This is a genomic window from Nonomuraea sp. NPDC049158 (genome assembly GCF_040648335.1).
Taxonomy (GTDB): Bacteria; Actinomycetota; Actinomycetes; order Streptosporangiales; family Streptosporangiaceae; genus Nonomuraea.
The window spans coordinates 589,659-608,375 of the sequence record NZ_JBEZDM010000001.1 but is presented as its reverse complement, the minus strand read 5'-3'; the positions used below and the strand labels follow the sequence as shown (position 1 = coordinate 608,375).

16 protein-coding genes are annotated in these 18,717 nt (G+C 68.0%); 6 read left to right on the top strand and 10 right to left on the bottom strand.

Annotated features, from left to right (window positions below):
* Positions 1–372 precede the first annotated feature (372 nt).
* Positions 373–1,968, top strand: coding sequence for an FAD-dependent monooxygenase (locus tag AB0B61_RS02655; protein WP_358426863.1), 1,596 nt, complete (start codon positions 373–375; stop codon positions 1,966–1,968).
* A gap of 85 nt (positions 1,969–2,053) precedes the next feature.
* Here the strand turns inward: AB0B61_RS02655 and AB0B61_RS02650 are convergent, their stop codons facing one another.
* The 4 genes from AB0B61_RS02650 to AB0B61_RS02635 are packed head-to-tail and all read right to left on the bottom strand — an operon-like array spanning position 2,054 to position 4,882.
* The gene (locus tag AB0B61_RS02650) at positions 2,054–2,875 is read right to left on the bottom strand and encodes an ABC transporter permease (RefSeq protein ID WP_358426860.1); all 822 of its coding nucleotides are present in this window, start codon (positions 2,873–2,875) and stop codon (positions 2,054–2,056) included.
* Positions 2,872–3,159 (bottom strand): hypothetical protein, encoded by a 288-nt coding sequence (locus AB0B61_RS02645; RefSeq protein WP_358426857.1) that lies wholly within the window; start codon positions 3,157–3,159, stop codon positions 2,872–2,874. The genes AB0B61_RS02650 and AB0B61_RS02645 overlap by 4 nt, the downstream gene beginning before the upstream one ends.
* Complete coding sequence (locus tag AB0B61_RS02640; protein ID WP_358426854.1) at positions 3,156–4,085, bottom strand: ABC transporter ATP-binding protein; 930 nt, start codon at positions 4,083–4,085, stop codon at positions 3,156–3,158. Before AB0B61_RS02640 ends, AB0B61_RS02645 begins: the two co-directional genes overlap by 4 nt.
* On the bottom strand, positions 4,085–4,882 hold the full coding sequence (locus AB0B61_RS02635; RefSeq protein WP_358426851.1) for an ABC transporter permease: 798 nt from the start codon (positions 4,880–4,882) through the stop codon (positions 4,085–4,087). The genes AB0B61_RS02640 and AB0B61_RS02635 overlap by 1 nt, the downstream gene beginning before the upstream one ends.
* Before the next feature lie 62 nt (positions 4,883–4,944).
* Between AB0B61_RS02635 and AB0B61_RS02630 the strand changes: the two genes are divergently transcribed.
* Positions 4,945–6,234: a winged helix-turn-helix transcriptional regulator gene (locus AB0B61_RS02630; RefSeq protein WP_358426848.1), complete on the top strand. Its 1,290-nt coding sequence runs from the start codon at positions 4,945–4,947 to the stop codon at positions 6,232–6,234.
* 135 nt (positions 6,235–6,369) lie between these two features.
* Here the strand turns inward: AB0B61_RS02630 and AB0B61_RS02625 are convergent, their stop codons facing one another.
* The 6 genes from AB0B61_RS02625 to AB0B61_RS02600 form a co-directional block, all read right to left on the bottom strand.
* Positions 6,370–7,320, bottom strand: coding sequence for a hypothetical protein (locus tag AB0B61_RS02625; protein WP_358426845.1), 951 nt, complete (start codon positions 7,318–7,320; stop codon positions 6,370–6,372).
* Between the two features lie 159 nt (positions 7,321–7,479).
* A complete protein-coding gene (locus tag AB0B61_RS02620; RefSeq protein ID WP_358426842.1) occupies positions 7,480–8,823 on the bottom strand; it encodes a hypothetical protein in 1,344 nt (447 codons plus the stop codon).
* A 395-nt stretch (positions 8,824–9,218) separates the two neighbouring features.
* Complete coding sequence (treZ, locus tag AB0B61_RS02615) at positions 9,219–10,970, bottom strand: malto-oligosyltrehalose trehalohydrolase (RefSeq protein WP_358426839.1); 1,752 nt, start codon at positions 10,968–10,970, stop codon at positions 9,219–9,221.
* A complete protein-coding gene (gene treY, locus AB0B61_RS02610) occupies positions 10,960–13,161 on the bottom strand; it encodes a malto-oligosyltrehalose synthase (RefSeq protein WP_358426836.1) in 2,202 nt (733 codons plus the stop codon). The genes treZ and treY overlap by 11 nt, the downstream gene beginning before the upstream one ends.
* A complete protein-coding gene (glgX, locus tag AB0B61_RS02605) occupies positions 13,154–15,247 on the bottom strand; it encodes a glycogen debranching protein GlgX (protein ID WP_358426833.1) in 2,094 nt (697 codons plus the stop codon). The genes treY and glgX overlap by 8 nt, the downstream gene beginning before the upstream one ends.
* A 174-nt stretch (positions 15,248–15,421) precedes the next feature.
* On the bottom strand, positions 15,422–15,973 hold the full coding sequence (locus tag AB0B61_RS02600; RefSeq protein WP_358426830.1) for a hypothetical protein: 552 nt from the start codon (positions 15,971–15,973) through the stop codon (positions 15,422–15,424).
* A gap of 619 nt (positions 15,974–16,592) precedes the next feature.
* Here AB0B61_RS02600 and AB0B61_RS02595 point away from each other — a divergent pair.
* The 4 genes from AB0B61_RS02595 (at position 16,593) to mscL (ending at position 18,644) form a co-directional block, all read left to right on the top strand.
* The gene (locus tag AB0B61_RS02595; protein ID WP_358426827.1) at positions 16,593–17,444 is read left to right on the top strand and encodes a helix-turn-helix transcriptional regulator; all 852 of its coding nucleotides are present in this window, start codon (positions 16,593–16,595) and stop codon (positions 17,442–17,444) included.
* Between the two features lie 175 nt (positions 17,445–17,619).
* A complete protein-coding gene (locus tag AB0B61_RS02590) occupies positions 17,620–17,808 on the top strand; it encodes a DUF397 domain-containing protein (protein WP_358426824.1) in 189 nt (62 codons plus the stop codon).
* 139 nt (positions 17,809–17,947) lie between these two features.
* Positions 17,948–18,145, top strand: a complete 198-nt coding sequence (locus AB0B61_RS02585) for a DUF397 domain-containing protein (protein WP_358426821.1) — start codon at positions 17,948–17,950, stop codon at positions 18,143–18,145.
* Positions 18,146–18,224: 79 nt separating this feature from the next.
* Entirely contained in the window at positions 18,225–18,644 is a 420-nt protein-coding gene (gene mscL, locus AB0B61_RS02580) for a large conductance mechanosensitive channel protein MscL (RefSeq protein WP_358426818.1), read from the top strand.
* Positions 18,645–18,717: the final 73 nt, after the last annotated feature.

The window sequence follows — 18,717 nt, the reverse complement described above, 5'->3', positions numbered from 1 at the left end:
GCACCAGCCACATCGGACTGGCTTCTTCCCCTCCCCGGAGGGGTGTCCCTCCCTGAGGACGCCAGCCGTCTTCTTCCCCTCCCCCTGAGGGGGTGTCCCTTCCTAAGGACGCCAGCCATAACGGACCGTCACCGGGACCGAGACGGTCGTGTGGCGAACCCCGTGAGTCACCACGCCAGGCGTCCCTTGACCGGCACAGTCCCGGTCAACCGTTGCGACCCCCGGCCGCCTGCTTCCGGTTCGCTGCTCACGGGATTTCGCCCTGCCCGCCCTCTAGTACATTTCGAGATATGTCTTGACCCGCCCCGCAGACGCGACATATCGTGTCGCTCGACAACAACGCGATACTACGCGTTCCAGGAGGTGGGTTGAGTGCACGAGCGAGTACCCGTTCTTGTCGTCGGCGCCGGTTACGCCGGGCTGAGCGCGGCAGCGCTGCTGGCCTGGCGTGGCGTGCCGGTCATGCTGGTCGAGCGACACCCCAGTACGTCGGTCCAGCCCAAGGCGTTCGGGATGGGACCCAGAGCCGTCGAGTTACTGCGGCCGGTGCCCGGGGTCGAGCAGTCGCTGCGGGACATCTGGCAGGGCATCGGTGACGGCATGCGCATCGCGATCGCGGCGAACCTGGCCGACCCGAACCCGCACATGATCATGACCGGCGACCAGGAGGACTTCGCCTTCCTCGCCGAGATCACGCCTGCCGTCCAGGTGGGCGCCCCGCAGGCGGAGGTCGAGCGGGTGCTGCGGGGCAAGGCCGAAGAGCTGGGGGCCGACCTGCGCTTCTCCACCGAGCTGGTCTCGCTGGAGCAGGACGCCGAGGGCGTCACGGCGGTCATCCGCGCCGACGGCGTCGACAGTGTCGTACGGGCCGACTACGTGGTGGCCGCCGACGGCTTCCGCAGCCCGCTCCGTACCCAGCTCGGCATCCCCACGTCGGGGAAGGGCGAGCTGGGGCTGATGTGCTCGATCATGTTCGATGCCGACCTGACCAGGCTGGTACGGGATCGCGAGGTCACGCTCTGGTACCTGCAGAACGAGGTCTTCACCGGCGTCATCGTGACCGGCACGGGCGTGGGCGCGCACGTGGTGGGCGTCAACTACGACCCCGCCAAGGGTGAGAGCGAGGCCGACTTCACCGAGGAGCGCTGCGTCGAGCTGGTACGAGTGGCGACCGGCGTGCCCGACCTCGACGTAAGGGTGCTCGACAAGACCACCTTCGCCATGGCGCACGTCCTGGCCGACCGCTACCGCGACGGGCGGGTGTTCCTGGCCGGCGACGCGGCCCACACGATGCCGCCCACCGGCGGGCAGGGCGGCAGCACGGCGCTCCAGGACGGCTGCGACATCGCGTGGCGGCTCTGGCTGGTGGCGACCGGGCAGGCCGGACCGGATTTCCTCGACACCTACGAAGCCGAACGCCGTCCCATCGGCACGCTGACGGCCGACGCGCAGCTCGCGAACCTCGGCCACCGGATGCCTCCGGCGATGCGTACCGAGTACCCGGAACCGCTCGAAGACCCCATGGCCGCCATGATCGGATACCGCTACCACTCCACGGCGATCCTGGAGGAGCCCGATGACGACGGAGCGATCCTGGAGGATCCGCGCGTACCGACCGGGCGTCCGGGCAGTCGCGCCCCGCACGTACCGCTCGACTGGGACGGGCAGCTGATCTCGACCATCGACCTGTTCGGATCGGGTTTCGTGCTGATCGCCGGGCCTGGGGGGCAGCACTGGATGGACGCGGGGCGGCTGATCAAGGAGCGGCTGCGCATCCAGCTGACGCGTGTGCTGGTGGACGAGGAGCTGATGGACGTCCAAGGCTGCTGGACGGAGAGGTACGGCGTGGACAGGGGTGGCGCCGTGCTGATCCGGCCCGACGGCTACGTCGCCTGGCGCTCGCCGTACGCCGACCCGGACCCCGCGACCACCCTCGAACGGGTGCTCCGGCAGGTGCTCAGCCGCTGACGGCGACTCAGGAGGCGCGCCATCGGCCGCCCGGTTCGCTGGATCGCCTCAGAAGAGGCGCAGCCGTCCGGTTCGCTGGATCGCCTCAGAAGAGGCGCAGCTGTCCGGTTCGCTGGGCTCGTGCCTCTCCCAGCCGGAGCGCGACGGCGGCCGCGAGCAGCAGGACTCCGGACAGTAAGGCCAGCCCGGCCAGCTCCCCGGCCAGGTCACCGATGCGCTGCCCGTCGAGCAGCGCACCACGTACGACCGCCAGGCTGCCGGTGAGCGGGAGCACCGAGCCGACGGCCCGGATCCAGCCGGGCAGCGCGAACACCGGCAGCCGTACCCCGCTGGCGAACCACATCGGATCGTCCAGCAGCGTGTAGAGGAAGGCGGCGTCCCTGGAGAAGATCAGCAGGCTGTTCAGGAACGCCCCCCACGCGACCGCGGGCACCAGCATGGCCAGGAAGACCACCGCGTACATGGCCGGGTGGGCCACGTTCACCACGTCCAGCAGCGTGAACATCGCCACCGCGAAACACACGAACAGCCAGGCGTTCTGCACCAGCGCGCCGAACCCGTTGGCGACGACCACGACCAGCCGGTTCGCGGGTGACAGGAAGAGGAGTTCCAGCGTGCCGGTCTGGCGCTCGAAGGAGAAGTGCCAGGCCGACTGCACCAGCGAGAAGAAGAACGTGAACCCGAGCGCGCCCGTGGCCAGGAAGGCGAGCAGCCGTTCCGGGTCGGCGGCGAGCGGCCAGCGCTCGGCGATGCCCGGTGTCGCGGCCAGCGGCCGGAGCGTGTAGTAGGTTTCGGCGAGCTTCAGCAACGGCCAGACCAGCATCGAGAGCAGGACCAGCTTGCTGCCGAAGATCTGGCGATGCTGCTTGAGCGCCTCGGCCCGCATGACCTTGACCGCGTGCCTCACGCCATCACCTGCCACCGGCTGGTGCGGTTGCCGAGCGCGCAGGCCGTACATCCGGTGCCGGTCTCTGTACGGCACCACGCCGGAGCCGCACCCGCCCGCGCCGGAGCCGCACCTACCTCCGCCCCGGCCCGCGCCAGAGTGCCACCGACCTCAGCCCACGGCGGAGTCGCGCCGACCTCCGCGCGGGTCCACGGCGGAGTGACGCCCATCCGGGGGCGGCACCACGTCGACGTCACGCCCAACCCCGTGCGGCAGGGCGACCAGCTCGTGTGCGGCGCGATCACGCGACCACCTCCAGGGAGCGGTCGCTCAGCGCGAGGATCGCGTCCTCGAGGGACGGCTCGACGATCTCCAGCCCGCCGAGCGCGCCGCCCGCCTCGATGATCGTCGTGGTCAGCGCCCCGGTCAGATCCTCCGGATGGTTCAGCTCGACCACCCCGCCCGGTGCTATGCGTACGCGGCTGTCTAAGGCCAGTACGGCGGCCTCGATCTGCGGCGACAGGTTCGTGACCGTGACCCGGACCGTGCGATGGCAACCGGTCTGGGCCATCAGCTCGGCCGGCGAGCCTGCCGCGAGATGGCGGCCGTCGCCGATCACGTACACGTGCTCGCAGAGCTGCTCGACCTCGGCCAGGTAGTGGCTGGTGAGGAGCACGCCCTTGCCCCGTTCGGCCAGCCCGGCCACGACCCTGCGCAGGTCACGGGCGATCGGCGCGTCGAGCCCCAGCGTGGGCTCGTCGAGCAGCAGATAGTCGGGGTCGTTGATCAGGCCCCGGGCGATGGACAGGCGCTGGGTCATGCCGCGCGAATACTGTTCGACACGGGTGGCGGCGGCGTCCGTCAGACCGACGAGGGCGAGCAGCTCCTCGATGCGCGGCTTGAGGACTTTTGTGGGGATGTCATAGAGCTGGCCGAAGTACCAGAGATTCTCCCGGCCGGTCATCCGCGCGTAGACCATGCGCTCGCCACCGGCGATCAGGTTGATCCTCTTGCGTACGGCATGCGGCTGTTTGACCGGGTCGAGGCCGCCCACGCTGACGGTGCCGGACGTCTGCCGGAGCAGGGTGGACAAGATCTTGATGGTGGTGGTCTTGCCCGCGCCGTTCAGCCCAAGCAGCCCGGTGACGCGGCCGCCGGGGATCGACAGGTTCAAGCCGTCAACGGCCACCTTCGCGCCGAACTCCTTACGCACATTCACTGTCTCGATCATCAATAACTCCGTTCCATGGCCCTACGCTCAGCCCAGGGCATCGCGAGTAATCCGGCGGCGGCGTAGGCGAGACCGAGCGCGACGGCGACGGCGAGGCGCCCCGGGTTCAGCCCGGTGCCGCCGGTGAAGACGCCGCGCACCACGTCCATGGCGGCCGTCACCGGCACCACCTCGCCGAGCCACCGGAACGCCTCAGGCAGGTACTCCCTCGGAAAGGTGAACCCGGACAGCAGGGCGATCGCGTGGAACACACTGTTCTGGGTGATGTGCGCCTCACCGGCGACGATCATCACGTTGCTCAGCACGGCCGACATCCCGAACACCGCCAGAGCCAGCCCCGCCACGGCCAGCACCGCGTCCACCGCCCCCGTGGGCGCCGGCCGTACCCCGAACAATGCCGCGCACCCGAACAACACGGCCACCTCCACCGCCACCGCCGTGAAGGCGAACGCCGAGAACCCCAGCAGGTACGGCAGGCGTCGCGCCGGGGCGACGAGCAGCGCGCCCATCGTGCCTTCGCGCTGCTCCTGGATCATCGCCTTGCCGGTCCAGAGGATGCCGTGGACGACGAACATGTAGGCGCCGGCGCCCACGGCGATGTACCCGAGATAGTCGTCGGTGCCTGCCTTTCCGCGGAACTCCGCGGATATCTCCCCACCCGCCACGGCCCGCAGCCCCAGGTAGGCCAGCCCGATGGTGAAGACACCCAGCAACAAAGTGCCGATGAAGTATGACCATGGGTAGGCCCGCCTGGTCACCAACCACGACCGTCTCAGGGTCGCCCATGCCACGCTCATAAGTCTCCTTTGGGAACTGACTAAGTTTCTATCAGAGACTCACTTGACGGTAAAGTCGGGGAATGGTCAGAGAGCTGCGCTCGCAGGACGCCGACTGCTCGATCGCCCAGGCAGCCGCCGTGATGGGCGACTGGTGGAGCCTGCTCATCGTCCGCGAGGTGACCCGCGGCCACCGCCGCTTCGACGACCTGCTGGGCGAGCTGGGCATTTCCCGCAAAGTCCTCACAGAACGCCTCAAGCATCTGGTGGAGCACGGGGTACTGACTCGTGAGCCGTATCAGAGCGGTCCGGTGCGGTACGAATACGTGCTCACGGACGCCGGCTGGGCACTGGCGCCCATGCTGATCACGATGCAGGACTGGGCGGACCGCTGGCTCCTCGGCGACGGCACTCTCACGGGGGTGGCGGCCCCACGAAGCGCAGAAGCCACCCGCATCCACGCCCTACTGGGCACCCACATCCCGGACCCGCTGCGCCTGCCCGCCGCCATCAACCATCCACCGCTCAACACTGATCCGACCAATAGCGCCCACTGCACCGACAGAGCCGAAAGCGCTAACCGGGCCGATAGCGTCAACCACCCATCTGCCACCACCCACTCGACCGGCACTGGCGCCCACACCCCAGCCATAAACGACCCCACCGGCACCACCCACCGCCCGCCGCCCACCACCAACGAGACGGACAACGCCAACCGGACCGACAGCGCCAACCATCCGCCGCCCACCGACCCCCTCGGCCCAGCCAATCGCCCACCAGAGACCGCCGACCCGAAAGGCACGCATGGCACGCATGGCACCCGTGACACCGGGGGCACGCCTGGCGTCGACCGCACGGGAGACAGGGGCGGCCCGAGGGTCCGTCCATCGGTCACCCTTGGCCGAACCGCCTCGACCGAGGAGCGAACGGCGTCGCTCGATGTCGTGGCCGACGCGCGGGCGACGGTCCTGTTCGCGTACCCGTCGACGGGCATGCCCGCGCCGCTACCGCCCGGCTGGAATCAAGTCCCCGGAGCAGCGGGCTGCACGCTCGAGAACCGTATCTTCCGTGACAGGCATCCCGAGTTCGCCGCCCATGACATCGCCATCCATGGAGTGAGCACGCAACGCCCCGACGAGCAGTCCGCCTTCGCCGCGGCTGAAGACCTCCCGTTCCCCCTGCTCTCGGACATGGACCTGCACCTGGCGGCGGCTCTCCGCCTCCCCACCTTCCGCGCCGGCCAAGCCCTGCGCCTCAAGCGCCTGATCCTGGTCGTGGACCGTTTCCGGGTGATCCGCCACGTCATCTTCCCCGTACTGGACATCCCGGCCGCCATCACCGAGGCACTGACAGCCGCCGAAGCCATCAGCTGACGGCAACGCAAGCACCTGACGACCCTCGTCCAGCACCCCCACCGGCGGTCCCCCGATCCTCGTCCAGCGCCCCTCCCGCCATCAGCCGACCCTCGAACAGCGCCCGCTCGCCATTCCCCGATGCTCGCCAGAGGATTAGCTGGCGAGCAGTTGCTCTCGCTCCGCCAGCAGTGCTCTGTGCTGGGCTTCCAGTTGCGTGGTGCGACCGGCCAATGCCTGAACGGTCTCGACGACCCACTGGGAGATCGAGGCCACCGCGTCGCGCGTCTTGTTGATGCGCTGATGTTTGAGCGCGTCAGTGATGATGTTGTCGAAGAACGAGTCCACGAACCACCGCGTGTCCACCTTGGGCATCTGGAGTTCGGCGACCCACCCGATGTCCGCCAGTTCGCGCGAGAAGACGTCGAGCGCTCGCTGGGCGTGCCAGGCGGCCTGGTCCGCGCTCGACAGGTGGCTGTGTTCGATCGCGTCGGCCAGCACACCGCCGCCGAGCATGTCCCAGGTCGACGCGCCGCGCGCCTTGTTCAGCAGCGTCAGGACGACGCCCAGCGCCTCGCGCGCGGCCTTGCCTGCTTGCCAGGCTTCAAGGTGTTCCCTCATGTCGGCTTGCGTGTCGGCCAGCTTCTTCGATGTCCCGAGCAGCTTCTGACCGCGTTCGTTGCCCAGGCCGATCAGGAGCCGCTCCTTGTCGGCCAGCAGCTTCTCGTACGCCTGATGTGCCCCCGAGATCGAGGCCAGTTCGCGGTCGGTGCCCTCCAGATCGGCGGTCAGATCATCGAGCCGCCTCCGCTGGCCGTGCAGCCGCTCCCAGGCGGCCTCGGCTTCGGCTCGTTCCCTGGCCAGCCGGTCCTCCTTGGGGCCCGCGACTGGGGCGGCGAGCAGGGCCAGGAAGCCGCCGAGCCTGCCTTCCAGGCGGGCGACGTCGTGCTGCTCTTTGGCCAGTTGTGTCTCCAACTGGCCGGTCAGCTCGGTGACCTCCCGAATCTGGTCGGCTGTCGCCTTCCGCCGGGTGGTCAGGTGATCGAATCGGCGAATCTGCTCGCGTGACTCACGTAATTTACGGTCAACGTCTGCGAAAGCGTCCACATGGGTTCTACGAATGGCGGCCATACGGGGTTCCTCCTGAAAAGGGTGTCGGCCGGTTTACGCCGCCGGCGCCGGGGGCTGGGGTGGGTCCATCTGGTTACTGCCGATGATGGCCTGCAGGTCGCATGCCGGGCTTCCTCCTGGAAGGGGTGGGGCGGTTTATGCCGCGAGAGCTGGGGACGGGCCCGTCAGGTCGCAGCCGAGGACGGTCGGCATGTCGTGGGTGGTGCGGTGGGTGGCGCACAGCCAGTCGTTGAGGGTGCCGGTGAAGCCCGACGGTGGGCCCACCTTGAGGTGGGTGACCTGGCCTGTGCCTGTGCCAGGGGGTGGGTCGGCCCTGAGGTAGGCGACCTGGCCCGCGCCCGAAACCGGGGCGACCTTGAGCCGGCCGATGCGGCCGTGGCTGGTCGGGTCCGTGTCGCAGGGGGTGAGGTGGACCATGAACGGTGAGCCGCCGTGCCCGGCTGAGGTCGCTATTCGCACATGGTCGTCGATTGAGCGCTCGGTGGCGTCCGGATGGGCCGCAAGGTAGGCCAGGTGATCGGTGACGAGGTGGTCTGCCACTCTGCGGAGCAGGCTCGTGGCGCACAGGCTGTGGGCACAGGCTGCGCCGTCCAAGGTGATCTCGGGCAGGGCGAAGCGACGTAGCCCTCGGGAGGTGACGCGCAGACAGTCGCAAGCGCCGGTGTCAGCCGGGTCCCACGGTGGGCAGGTGGCGTCCCCGTGCACTTGCACGTCCCAGCCCAGCCAGTCGTCAGCCAGCCGGAACACGGGTGACTCGCCGATTGCTGGAAAGGCAGCCGGGTCGTCTCCTCGCCTACGACCGACCGCCTGGGACCCCGATCCGCCGACGACGGACCCGAAAGCCGATCCGGACAGCGACCCAGAGACCGGGCCAGAGGTCGGGCCAGGGGCCGGGCCCGCCACCCGCCCCGGCGCCGGACCGGAGGGCGGACCAGAGGTCGGGTCGGCTACTCGCCCGGACATCGGACCAGACACCGGCCCAGCTACCGGCCCGCGCACCGGACTAGAGGTCCGCCCAGGCACCGGACCAGAAGTCGGTTGGAAGCCGCTGGAGCCGTGTTGTGGCGAGGGAGTGGTCCGGGTGTCGGTGTGTTGATCGCAGGTGAGCAGTGTGATGCCGGTCAGCGGGTCTATGACCAGCCCCTCGCACTCCTGCGCCACCGCGCGCGCCGCCGCGCGGGCCACCTGGATGCTGGTGGGTAGCGCGTGCGGGGGTGCTGTCGAGGAGACCACGACGTGCTGCTGGGCTCGGCGGAGCAGGTGGCGCTCCTCGATCGCGAGCCTGACACCGGCCGGTCTCCAGGGGGAGCGGTGATGGGTGACCGTCAGGAGCGGGCTGCCCAGGGCCGCGCTCACTGCCCGTCTGTAGGGCCTGCCGACCCGCCATGGCACGAACGACTCGATGTCGAAAGGGATGCGCTCGACGGGGATGACGAAGTGGGACGTCAGGCGGGCAGGCAGGGGGAGAGTGATCTTCACGAGAGCCTCCGGGGGTGCGGTGGGGCACCAGGATCGGCGATCGGGAGGTGGAGGCGTGGAGCCGAACGGCGTTCTGGGGATAAGTTTCGGCAGCCGGGGTCGGGGTGTGGACAAAGGACAGACCAAACATCCGACGAGACTCCTGCGGGCCGCCAGACCAAGGCCGAACCGACCAACGATGCTCAGAACGATGATCCAAGTCCGCTCTTCTGAAGGTCCAGACGGGCAATCCAGGCCCGCTCCTCTGGAGGTTCAGACAACTGACCCAGGCCCGCTCCCCTAAAGGTCCAGACAACCAACCCAGGCCCGCTCCCCTAAAGGTCCAGGAAAGGTCCAGGCGAGTGACCTAGACCCGGTCCACCTAAGGTCCAGACGATCCAGATGCTCCTGGATGGTCAGACAGCTGCTCCAAGCCCACTCCTCTGCCCACCAGGAGATCTGAAGATCGCCATACTCTGCCCAGGCAGCCAAACCCCATCTCCACCACCGGCGACCGGCTCGTCAGAGGCCAGCAGGGCCGCCCCCACCGACACCGGCAACGTCACCGAGTCCGCCCCGAAATTGACGGTGACGCAGACCGAGCCCCGCCACATCACCAGCCACTTCCCGTCCGGATCGAACTCCACCCGGACGCTGTCGAAATGCGGGTCCGACAGCTCGGGCAGCGCCTTACGCAGTGCGATCAGGTCGCGATACCAGCAGAGCAGCGACCAGTGGACCTCCTGCTTCAGCTCGTCCCAGTCGAGCTTGGAGCGCAGGAATGTCTCCTCGCGCGACGGATCGGGAGCGTCCCAGGCGTACCCGAACCCGTCGAACTCCTGCTCTCTCCGCCCGCCCTCGCTCTCCCGCAGTTGCGGGTCGACGTGGTCGGAGAAGAACAGGAACGGCGTACCGGCCCCCCACTCCTCCCCCATGAACAGCATCGGGGTGAACGGCGAGGTCAGCAGCAGCCCGGCGCCGAGTTTGAGCGCGGAGACGGGCAGCCGGTCGCCCAGGGGCCGGTTGCCGATCTGGTCGTGGTTCTGCAGGCAGGCGACGAGCCGGTGGCCGGGCACTCCGGCGAACGGCGCCCCGTGCGTACGGCCGCGGAAGCTCGACCAGCCGCCCTCATGGACGACACCGCGGGTCAGCACCTTGGCCAGCGAGGACAGGTCGGTGAAGTCGGCGTAGTAGCCGTGGCTCTCGCCGCTCACCGCGCAGTGCAGGGCGTGATGGACGTCGTCGTCCCACTGCGCGGTCATGCCCAGCCCGCCCGCGTCGAGGGAGCGGATCATGTGCGGGTCGTTGAGGTCGGATTCGGCGATGAGCGACAACGGCCTGCCCACCGCGCAGGACAGCGCGTCCACCCGGTCGGACAGCTCGGCCAGCAGGTGCGTGGCGCGCTTGTCGTGCAGCGCGTGTACGGCGTCGAGCCGCAGGCCGTCGATGTGGTAGTCGCGCAGCCACTGCAGGGCGTTCTCGATGAAGTAGCGGCGTACCTCGTCGGACCCCGACCCGTCGAGATTGACCGCCTCGCCCCAGTAGCTCCCGCTGAATCCGGCGAAGTAGGGCCCGAAGGGGTGCAGGAAGTTGCCCGACGGTCCCAGGTGGTTGTAGACGACGTCGAGCAGGACGCCGATGCCGGCGCGATGGCAGGCGTCGACGAACGACTTGAGCCCGTCGGGACCCCCGTACGTCTCGTTGACCGCGTACAGGTCCACCCCGTCATAGCCCCAATTGCGCCCCCCGGGCACCGGGGCCACCGGCATGACCTCCACGAAGTCCACGGACAGCTCGACGAGGTGCGGCAGCTTCTCGATGGCCGCCTCGAACGTGCCGGCCTGGGTGAAGGTGCCGATGTGCAGCTCATAGATCACCGAGCCGCGCAGGTCACGGCCGGTCCACTCGTGGTCGGCCCACGTGTAGCGCGCGTGGTCGTAGACGGCGCTGGGCCCGAAGACGCCATCGGGCTGGCGGCGGGAGCGGGGGTCGGGGTATGGGCCTTCACCGTCGAGTACGTACCGGTAGCGAGTCCCATGCCCGGCCTCGGGTACGTCGGCCGCCCACCAGCCGCCCTCACCGGCGGTCATCGCGCGACGCCCGTCGAGGACGTCGTCCAGGTCGACCTCCACGGTCGTGGCGTTCGGGGCCCACACCTCAAAGATCATGTCTCTCCAGCAGCGCGACGGGGTATCGGGAGAGCAGGTGAGCGAGGGGGACGCGACCGGTGAAGATGCCGCCGGTCAGCAGTTCGCGCCAGGTGCCGTTCGGGAGGGTCAGCGTGGTGCCGCCCCAGCCGAGACACATCTCCCGCTCCCCAGGCCATACATCCGCGGTCCGCGCATCCGCGGTCCGCACTCCAAGGGCACGGCGCGCGAGGCGGACGGGCAGACGCGTGGCGACCGCGACCGCGCGCGGCGGCTCGTCACCGCGCGCGAAGGCGATCGCGTGCTCCGCCGCCTCACCCTCCGCCAGAAGCGGTGTGTACGGCGCCGCGGGGTCGAGCCGGCGGCGCAGCCGCAGCGCCTGGGTCGTCACCGCGAGCTTGGCCGCGTCCCAGCGGGACACCGGCGACCGCCCGAACGTCACCGGCCGCCGATTGTCCGGGTCGACCAGCGAGAAATCGGTCATCTCATTGCCCTGGTAGACGTCCGGCACCCCCGGCATCATCAGCTGGACGACCTTGGCCCCCAGCGAGTTGGCCATGGCGAAGGCGTCGATGCGCTCGGTGAACTCACCCACCGGCAGCTTCACGGCCGCCGAAGCAAAGTCGCGAAGCCGCTGTTCGTACCCCGGATCCGGATTTATCCAGGAAATAGAGGTCTTCGCCTCCCGCGCCGCCTTGAGCAGGTATTCGGCGAACCGTTCGCCGGAGATCGGCCAGGCCGCCATGAGGTTCTGCCAGGCCAGGTAGTCGAGCCGCGGATCGAAGCTCACGGCCGCCGACCACTCCGACACCGCCTCCGCCCACTCGCCGGGCAGCTCCGACAGTACGGCCAGCCGGGCGCGTACGTCTTCCGACCGCTTGGTGTCGTGCGTGGACAGCGTGGTCATCGTGTACGGCCGCAGGTCACGGCAGAACGCGTGGAAGTCCGGCACCGAGACGCCGAACAGGTCCGGATCGCCACCGACCTCGTTCAGGCACGACAGGGGGAACCACCGGTACAGCGCAGTGTCCTCGACCCCCTTGGCCATGACCGGCCCGCAGGTCTGCTGGAACCGCGTGATCACGTCGGCGGGACCGTACAGGACCTGCTGCACGAACGGTTGCACGGCGGGCGAGCACGCGTCGGCGGCCCGCTCGACGATCTCCACCGATTCGGGCGGCGGCGGCTCGCCCGGCACCACGTACGCCCGGTACACCGGCATCGCGGCGAGCAACTCGGCGACGGCGGCCGGAGCGCAACCGGCGGCGCGGGCCAGGCGGCGCACCTCGGCGCCGAAGAACAGCTCGATGACCTCGCGCTTGGCCTCCGCCACCACCGGCCGGAAATCGCCGGGCAGGCCGGTGAGCCGGGTGAACAGCTCGACCAGCGGCGCCTCTCCGGCGGGGTCGACGAACAGGCCGTTGACCCGGTTCAGCACCTCGTAGCCGGTGGTGCCCTCGCACTCCCAGTCCTCGGGCAGCCGTTCGTCACCGATGAGGATCTTCTCCACGACCGTCCAGGCGCCGCCGGACCTGGCGCGCAGGCGTTCGAGGTAGCCGCGCGGATCGGCCAGCCCGTCCGGATGATCGACGCGCAGCCCGTCGGCCAGGCCCTCGTCGAGCAGCCAGAAGATCACCTCATGCGTGGCGAAGAGCACCTCGGGGTCCTCGACCCGCAGCCCGATCAGCGTCGACACGTCGAAGAAGCGCCGGTAGCCCGGCCCCTGACGCCAGTCGACCAGCCGGTAGTGCCCGGGGTGGGGGAAGACGTGCTCGTGATAGCGCAGCACGTCGCCGTCGACCACGGGCTCGACGTCGTCGCCGAGCACCGGCAGCGCCACCTTCCCGCCGTCCCAGTCGATGTCGAACCAGGCGGCGTACGGCGAGGCGGGGCCGTCGGCGAGTACGGACCAGAGCTGGACGTTGATCGTGTTCATGTGGTTGGGCACGATGTCGAGGACGATGCCGAGATCCTGTGCGGCCAGCTGCTGGGCCATCTCACGGAACCCCTTGGCGCCGCCGAACTCCGCCCTGATCCGGGAGTGGTCCGTGACGTCGTAGCCGTGCAGCGAGCCGGGCGTCGCCTGCAGGATCGGCGACAGGAACACATGGCTGACCCCCAGATCCCGCAGATATGGGGCGATCTCCCCCACCTGGGCGAACCCGAAGTCGGGCGTCAGCTGGACCCGATAGGTCGAGACCGGCCTAGACACGCCGGAGCACCCGTACGCTGCGACCAGGCACCGCGACCCCTTCCCCGGCTCGGCACATCCGGACGTCGAGGATGATCGGCATGGCGGTGTCGATCTCGGTCTGCCACATCTCGCCGTAGTCCTTCGGGACCGTGAACGTGATCATGTCGTGGTGGGCGTTGAACAGCAGCAGGAACGAGTCATCCCGGATCGGCCGCCCGCGCCGGTCGGGCTCGGTGATGGCCTCGCCGTTGAGGAAGACGGCCAGCGACTTGGCGTAGCCGACGTTCCAGTCACTGTCGGTCATCTCCTCCCCTGACGGCGTGAGCCACGCGATGTCGTTCAGGCCGCGCACCGGTTTGCCGTAGAAGAAGCGCCTGCGCCGGAAGACCGGATGCTTCTTGCGCAGCGCGGCCAGCCTCTGGGTGAACTCCAGCAGCAGCCAGTTCTCCCTGACGTCGGACCAGTCGACCCAGGTCAGCTCGTTGTCCTGGCAGTAGCCGTTGTTGTTGCCGTGCTGGGTGCGGCCCAGCTCGTCGCCGTGGGAGAGCATCGGCACGCCCTGCGACAGGAAGAGCGTGGTCAGGAAGTTGCGCTTCTGCTGCTCGCGCAGCGACTCGACGGCCAGGCCGGCCGGGCCCTCCGCGCCGCAGTTCCAGGACCGGTTGTCGTCGGTGCCGTCGCGGTTGCCCTCCTTGTTGGCCTCGTTGTGCTTGACGTCGTACGAGACCAGGTCCTGCAGGGTGAAACCGTCGTGACAGGTGACGAAGTTGATCGAGGCGGCGGGACGGCGGCTGTCGTCCAGATAGAGGTCGCTGGAGCCGGTGAACCTGGAGCCGAACTCCGGCAGCGTCGCCGGCTGCCCCCGCCACAGGTCGCGGATGGTGTCGCGGTAGCGGCCGTTCCACTCCGTCCATCGTGACGGGAAGTTGCCGACCTGGTAACCGCCCGGCCCGAGGTCCCACGGCTCGGCGATCAGCTTGACCTGCGACAACACCGGGTCCTGCTGGACCAGGTCGAAGAAGGAGCTCAGCCGGTCGACCTCGTGCAGCTCCCGGGCCAGGGTCGAGGCCAGATCGAAGCGGAACCCGTCGACGTGCATCTCGATGACCCAGTAACGGAGCGAATCCATGATCATCTGAAGCGCGTGGGGGGAGCGCATGAGCAGGCTGTTGCCGGTGCCCGTGGTGTCCAGGTAGTAACGCTTGTCGCCGTCGACCAGCCGGTAGTAGTCGGAGTTGTCGATCCCCCTGAGGGACAGCGTCGGCCCGAGATGGTTGCCCTCGGCCGTGTGGTTGTAGACGACGTCGAGGATGACCTCGATCCCCGCCTCGTGCAGCGCCCGCACCATGGCCTTGAACTCCAGCACCTGACCGCCCCGCTGCCCCTGGCTGGAGTAGCGGTTGTGCGGCGCGAAGAAGCCGATCGAGTTGTAGCCCCAGTAGTTGGTCAGCCCGCGCTGCTCCAGGAGGTCGTCGGTGACGTACTGGTGGACGGGCATCAGTTCGAGCGCCGTCACGCCGAGCTTGGTGAGGTGATCGATGATCTCCGGGTGGCCGAGTGCGGCGTACGTGCCGCGCAGGTGCTCGGGGATCTTCGGATTGCTGATCGTCAGGCCGCGCACGTGCGCCTCGTAGATCACGGTGTCGTGGTACGGCGTCGCGGGCGGCCGATCGTGTCCCCACCCGAAGAACGGATTTATCACGATAGAGCGGTGGACATAGGGCGCCGAGTCGGCGTCATTGCGCGCGTCGGGCTGCCCGAAAGGGTAGCCGTACACTGCCTCATTCCAGGTGACACCACCCTCGATCGCCATCGCGTACGGGTCGAGCAGCAGCTTGGCCGGATTGCACCGCAACCCGCGCGCCGGCTCGTAGGGCCCGTGGACGCGATATCCGTAGCGCTGTCCCGGACCGATGCCCGGCAGATAGCCGTGCCAGATGAACCCGTCGACCTCGGTCAGCGGCACCCTGGACTCGACGTTGGCCTCGTCGAACAAGCACAGTTCGACCTTGTCCGCGACCTCCGTATAGAGCGAAAAATTGGTGCCTGCCCCGTCATATGTCGCACCGAGAGGATAGGGGTCTCCCGGCCAGATTTCGATCATCGAGGCTCCCTTGCCGTCTTTCCCCATGTTCCGTTCCCTCGCTCCGCCGGACAAGCCCGGCCTCGAAGGAGGCGTCCGGCCCTGGCTGATCACAGGTCCTTCCCACCAGACGGCTGAACACGCTTCCCACCGGTGAGCCGCCCCTGACGGCGCGGTATCAGAGGCGACCCACGTTCACAGCATGCCTCGGGCATGCCGAGCTTTCTCGGACAGGGTTCGGATGGAACGGCCCCGCCGGATGACTTCGAGCAGCACCCAGTGCGGACTGCCGGCGCGCGGCCGGACGACCACCTCGGTGGCCCAGCAGGCGGCCGCGATGACCTCACGACCCTGCTCGACGACGGACGGCGTGGTCCCGGCCCGGCACCACAGCCAGACGCGCTCCCCGAACGGCGCCGGCGCGCACCACACGATGACCGGGATCTTGCCTCGCCTGTTGACGACGTACGCCTCGACGAGTCCAACGCGGATCCGGTGCGCGGTGACCACACACCGGATCCGCCCCCACGCCCCTGACCGCGCGGGCGGCCAGAGGACGATCACGGCGGGCACGGCCATGGCCGCCAGGGAGATGGGGCCGAACGAGGTCACGATCAGGTACGCGAGGAGTGGCAGGCAGATGACCGTCGCGACCTCATACCGCCACCGCCACAGCACGACCAAGGGGTTCGGCCGGGATATCGGGGTGGTGGCACGGTTCAGTTCGTCGAGGAACCGCCGGTTCATGGCCGCACTCTGCCCAGCCCCAGGCAGGCGCGGCACAGACCCTGCCTGGTGACGCCTTCGCCTTCGCAGGCGGCACACCGTACGTAGGTGTCGAACTCGGGGGCTCGATAGACCCTCATGAGCAGGGCGGGCCGGCGCACCTGCCAGCCCCGCCCTCTGGCTCTCGCGTCCAGTTCGGCGAACGCCCAGGCATCGAGGACTTCGAGGATGCTGACGAGGAGGCGACGGACGGGATGACGAACCGTTGATTTTAGGGTTATGTTGCTAACATCCATGGTGGATCGTCCTTCTGCTCTGGCAGCGGGGGATGGTCGTCCTTCAGCTGGGCCGGTGCGGCTACACCGGTCCAGCTTCGTGTCCGGTCGGCGATTCCGGCCCCGGCGGCGCTGATCCAAGCCGCCCCCCGGGACCGAGTCGCTCCTCCTACGGGCATCACGCCCTCCTTATCTCGGCGTCCCTTTGGGAGCTGTTTACCCGCAAATGCGGATGCCTATGGCAATTGCCATAGGAACATGTCGGTGACGTTTGCCTTACTCACATGCCACCGGCAATCACCTCGGCATAGGATCTCGGCACGGCGTCACGAAGAGGTGATCGGCCATGGCCAGATGGATGAGGGATGATGGCGAACCCGACCCTGCGCCAGCGGCAGCTGGCCGCCCGGCTGCGCGAGATGCGCACCGAAGCCGGGCTGAGCATCGCCGAAGTCGCCGAGCAACTGCTCTGCTCCCCAGCCAAGATCAGCCGCATCGAGACCAGCCAACGGCGCGCCAGCTTGCGCGACGTTCGCGACCTGTGCGGACTGTACGGAGTCGCCGACCCGTCGGAGCTGATGGCGTTCGCCAAGGAGGCGCAGCAGCTGAGCTGGTGGCAGGACTCCGAGGACGTGGGCTTCCGCCCGCTCATCGGCCTGGAGGCCGAAGCCGTCGAGATCTCCGAGTATGAGACCACGACGATTCCAGGACTGCTCCAGACCGAGGATTACGCCAGAGCCGTGATCCAGGGTTTCCTGCCGCGCATCGCGGGCGACGTGCTCGACGAGCGCGTGGCCGTCCGGATGAAGCGCCAGGAGATCCTGCACAAGTCGGCGCCGCCGCGCTACTGGGTCCTGCTTGACCAATCCGCGCTGCATCGCCATGTCGGCAGCCAGCAGATCATGGCGGAGCAGCTGACCCAACTCGCCGAGCTGAGCCACCTGCCGGACGTCACCATTCAGGTCGTTCCCTACACCGTCGGCGCTCACATGGGGTTCGACAGCGCCTTCATGCTGCTGGCGTTCGACCCGAACGCGGGCGTGGCCGACACCGTCTACCTGGACACGCTCGCCGGGCAGATCTTCCTGGAGAAGCCCAACCAGCTCATCCGGTTTCGGGAGGTGCTCAACCACCTGCGAGCCGCGGCGCTCCGCCCCGACGACTCCAGAAAACGGATATTGGAGCACCGCGACCTATTTGTCGCCCAAAAAGGCTGAAAACGATTTAGGCAAGCGCAGGCAAATGCCAGCGGCAACTGATAGCCAGGGCTTAGCATGTGGGGTTAGGCCTGAACTTCAAGCGCGCCGTTTTCGCATGTCAAGGGCCCACCTTGCAATCAGCCTGGCGCGCTCCTGCTAGGAGTCTCGCCATTCCTAGGCAGGAGAGTGACAAATGACCTCGCATCCTCAGCTGGAGCCTATGTGGAGGATCTCCTCCCACTGCAACAACGGCAGTTGTGTCGCTGTGGCCAAGCTTCCGAACGGTCGAATCGCCATTCGTGACACCAAGGTAGCTGAGGGCGACATCCTGCAGTTCTCTCCTGAAGAGTGGGCCAGCTTCATCGGGAGCATCAAGGGGTAACGCTCGACGGCATGCGGAGGGCAGGCATGAGTCGCCTGCCCCTTCCGTTGCATATGACCCATCAATCCCAGTATGGGATAGATGCCGGGTTACGATTGCGAGCACAATGCCCTGTCGCCGACCCCCTGCGAGGTACCGCATGAGTTCCCCCCAGGCTCCGCGTGATCTGACCTGGCACTCGTGCAACAACGGCAATTGCGTCGAGGTGGCAAAGCAAGCCGACAGAGTGCTCGTCCGGGTCGGGACCGACTCCACGGGCGTACATCTGTCGTTGACCCGGCAAGACTGGGAAGGCTTCCGGGACGGCGTCAAAGCCGGGACCTTCGACGCCGTCTAGCTGTCCCCTCATTCGCGATATATGCCCGTAGCAGCGGGGAAAGGTTTGACTCTTCCTTGCCCGGCTAATTACCCAGGCCATGGGCGGATTCAAGAAGTTCCTGCTGCGTGGCAACATCGTCGAGCTGGCGATCGCGGTAATCGTCGGAGCTACCTTCAGTGGGCTGGTTCAGGCGCTGGTCGCCGACCTGGTCACACCCCTGATAGGGGCGGTCACCGGGGGGACGCAGCCGAACTTCGCCGAATACTCCTTCACTGTCAACGGGAGTGAGTTCAAGTACGGTGACTTCCTCAACCACCTGCTCACCTTCGTGATCATCGCGACGGTGGTCTACTGGCTGGTCGTGCTGCCGATGAACCGGCTGATCAGCCTGTTCGACAAAGACGAGGCCGCGACGACCCGGGAGTGCCCGGAATGTCTGAGTGACATCCCGCTCGAGGCGCGCCGATGTGCTCACTGCACGGCGGAGCTGGTTCCGGAGTCCGAGAAGCCGCGCTAGACGCGGTCATGAAGGTGGGCGTTCCCGCTTGTGCGGGGGTGAGTGCCACCAACTGCTGCTCAATCCGACAAGA

Coding starts and splice junctions, on each gene's coding strand:
- AB0B61_RS02600 (WP_358426830.1), bottom strand. CDS start 15,973: ATGAACCGGCGGTTCCTCGACGAACTGAACCGTGCCACCACCCCGATA.
- AB0B61_RS02585 (WP_358426821.1), top strand. CDS start 17,948: ATGAGTTCCCCCCAGGCTCCGCGTGATCTGACCTGGCACTCGTGCAAC.
- mscL (WP_358426818.1), top strand. CDS start 18,225: ATGGGCGGATTCAAGAAGTTCCTGCTGCGTGGCAACATCGTCGAGCTG.
- AB0B61_RS02640 (WP_358426854.1), bottom strand. CDS start 4,085: ATGATCGAGACAGTGAATGTGCGTAAGGAGTTCGGCGCGAAGGTGGCC.
- treZ (WP_358426839.1), bottom strand. CDS start 10,970: ATGATCTTTGAGGTGTGGGCCCCGAACGCCACGACCGTGGAGGTCGAC.
- AB0B61_RS02635 (WP_358426851.1), bottom strand. CDS start 4,882: ATGAGCGTGGCATGGGCGACCCTGAGACGGTCGTGGTTGGTGACCAGG.
- glgX (WP_358426833.1), bottom strand. CDS start 15,247: ATGATCGAAATCTGGCCGGGAGACCCCTATCCTCTCGGTGCGACATAT.
- AB0B61_RS02590 (WP_358426824.1), top strand. CDS start 17,620: ATGACCTCGCATCCTCAGCTGGAGCCTATGTGGAGGATCTCCTCCCAC.
- AB0B61_RS02630 (WP_358426848.1), top strand. CDS start 4,945: ATGGTCAGAGAGCTGCGCTCGCAGGACGCCGACTGCTCGATCGCCCAG.
- AB0B61_RS02595 (WP_358426827.1), top strand. CDS start 16,593: ATGATGGCGAACCCGACCCTGCGCCAGCGGCAGCTGGCCGCCCGGCTG.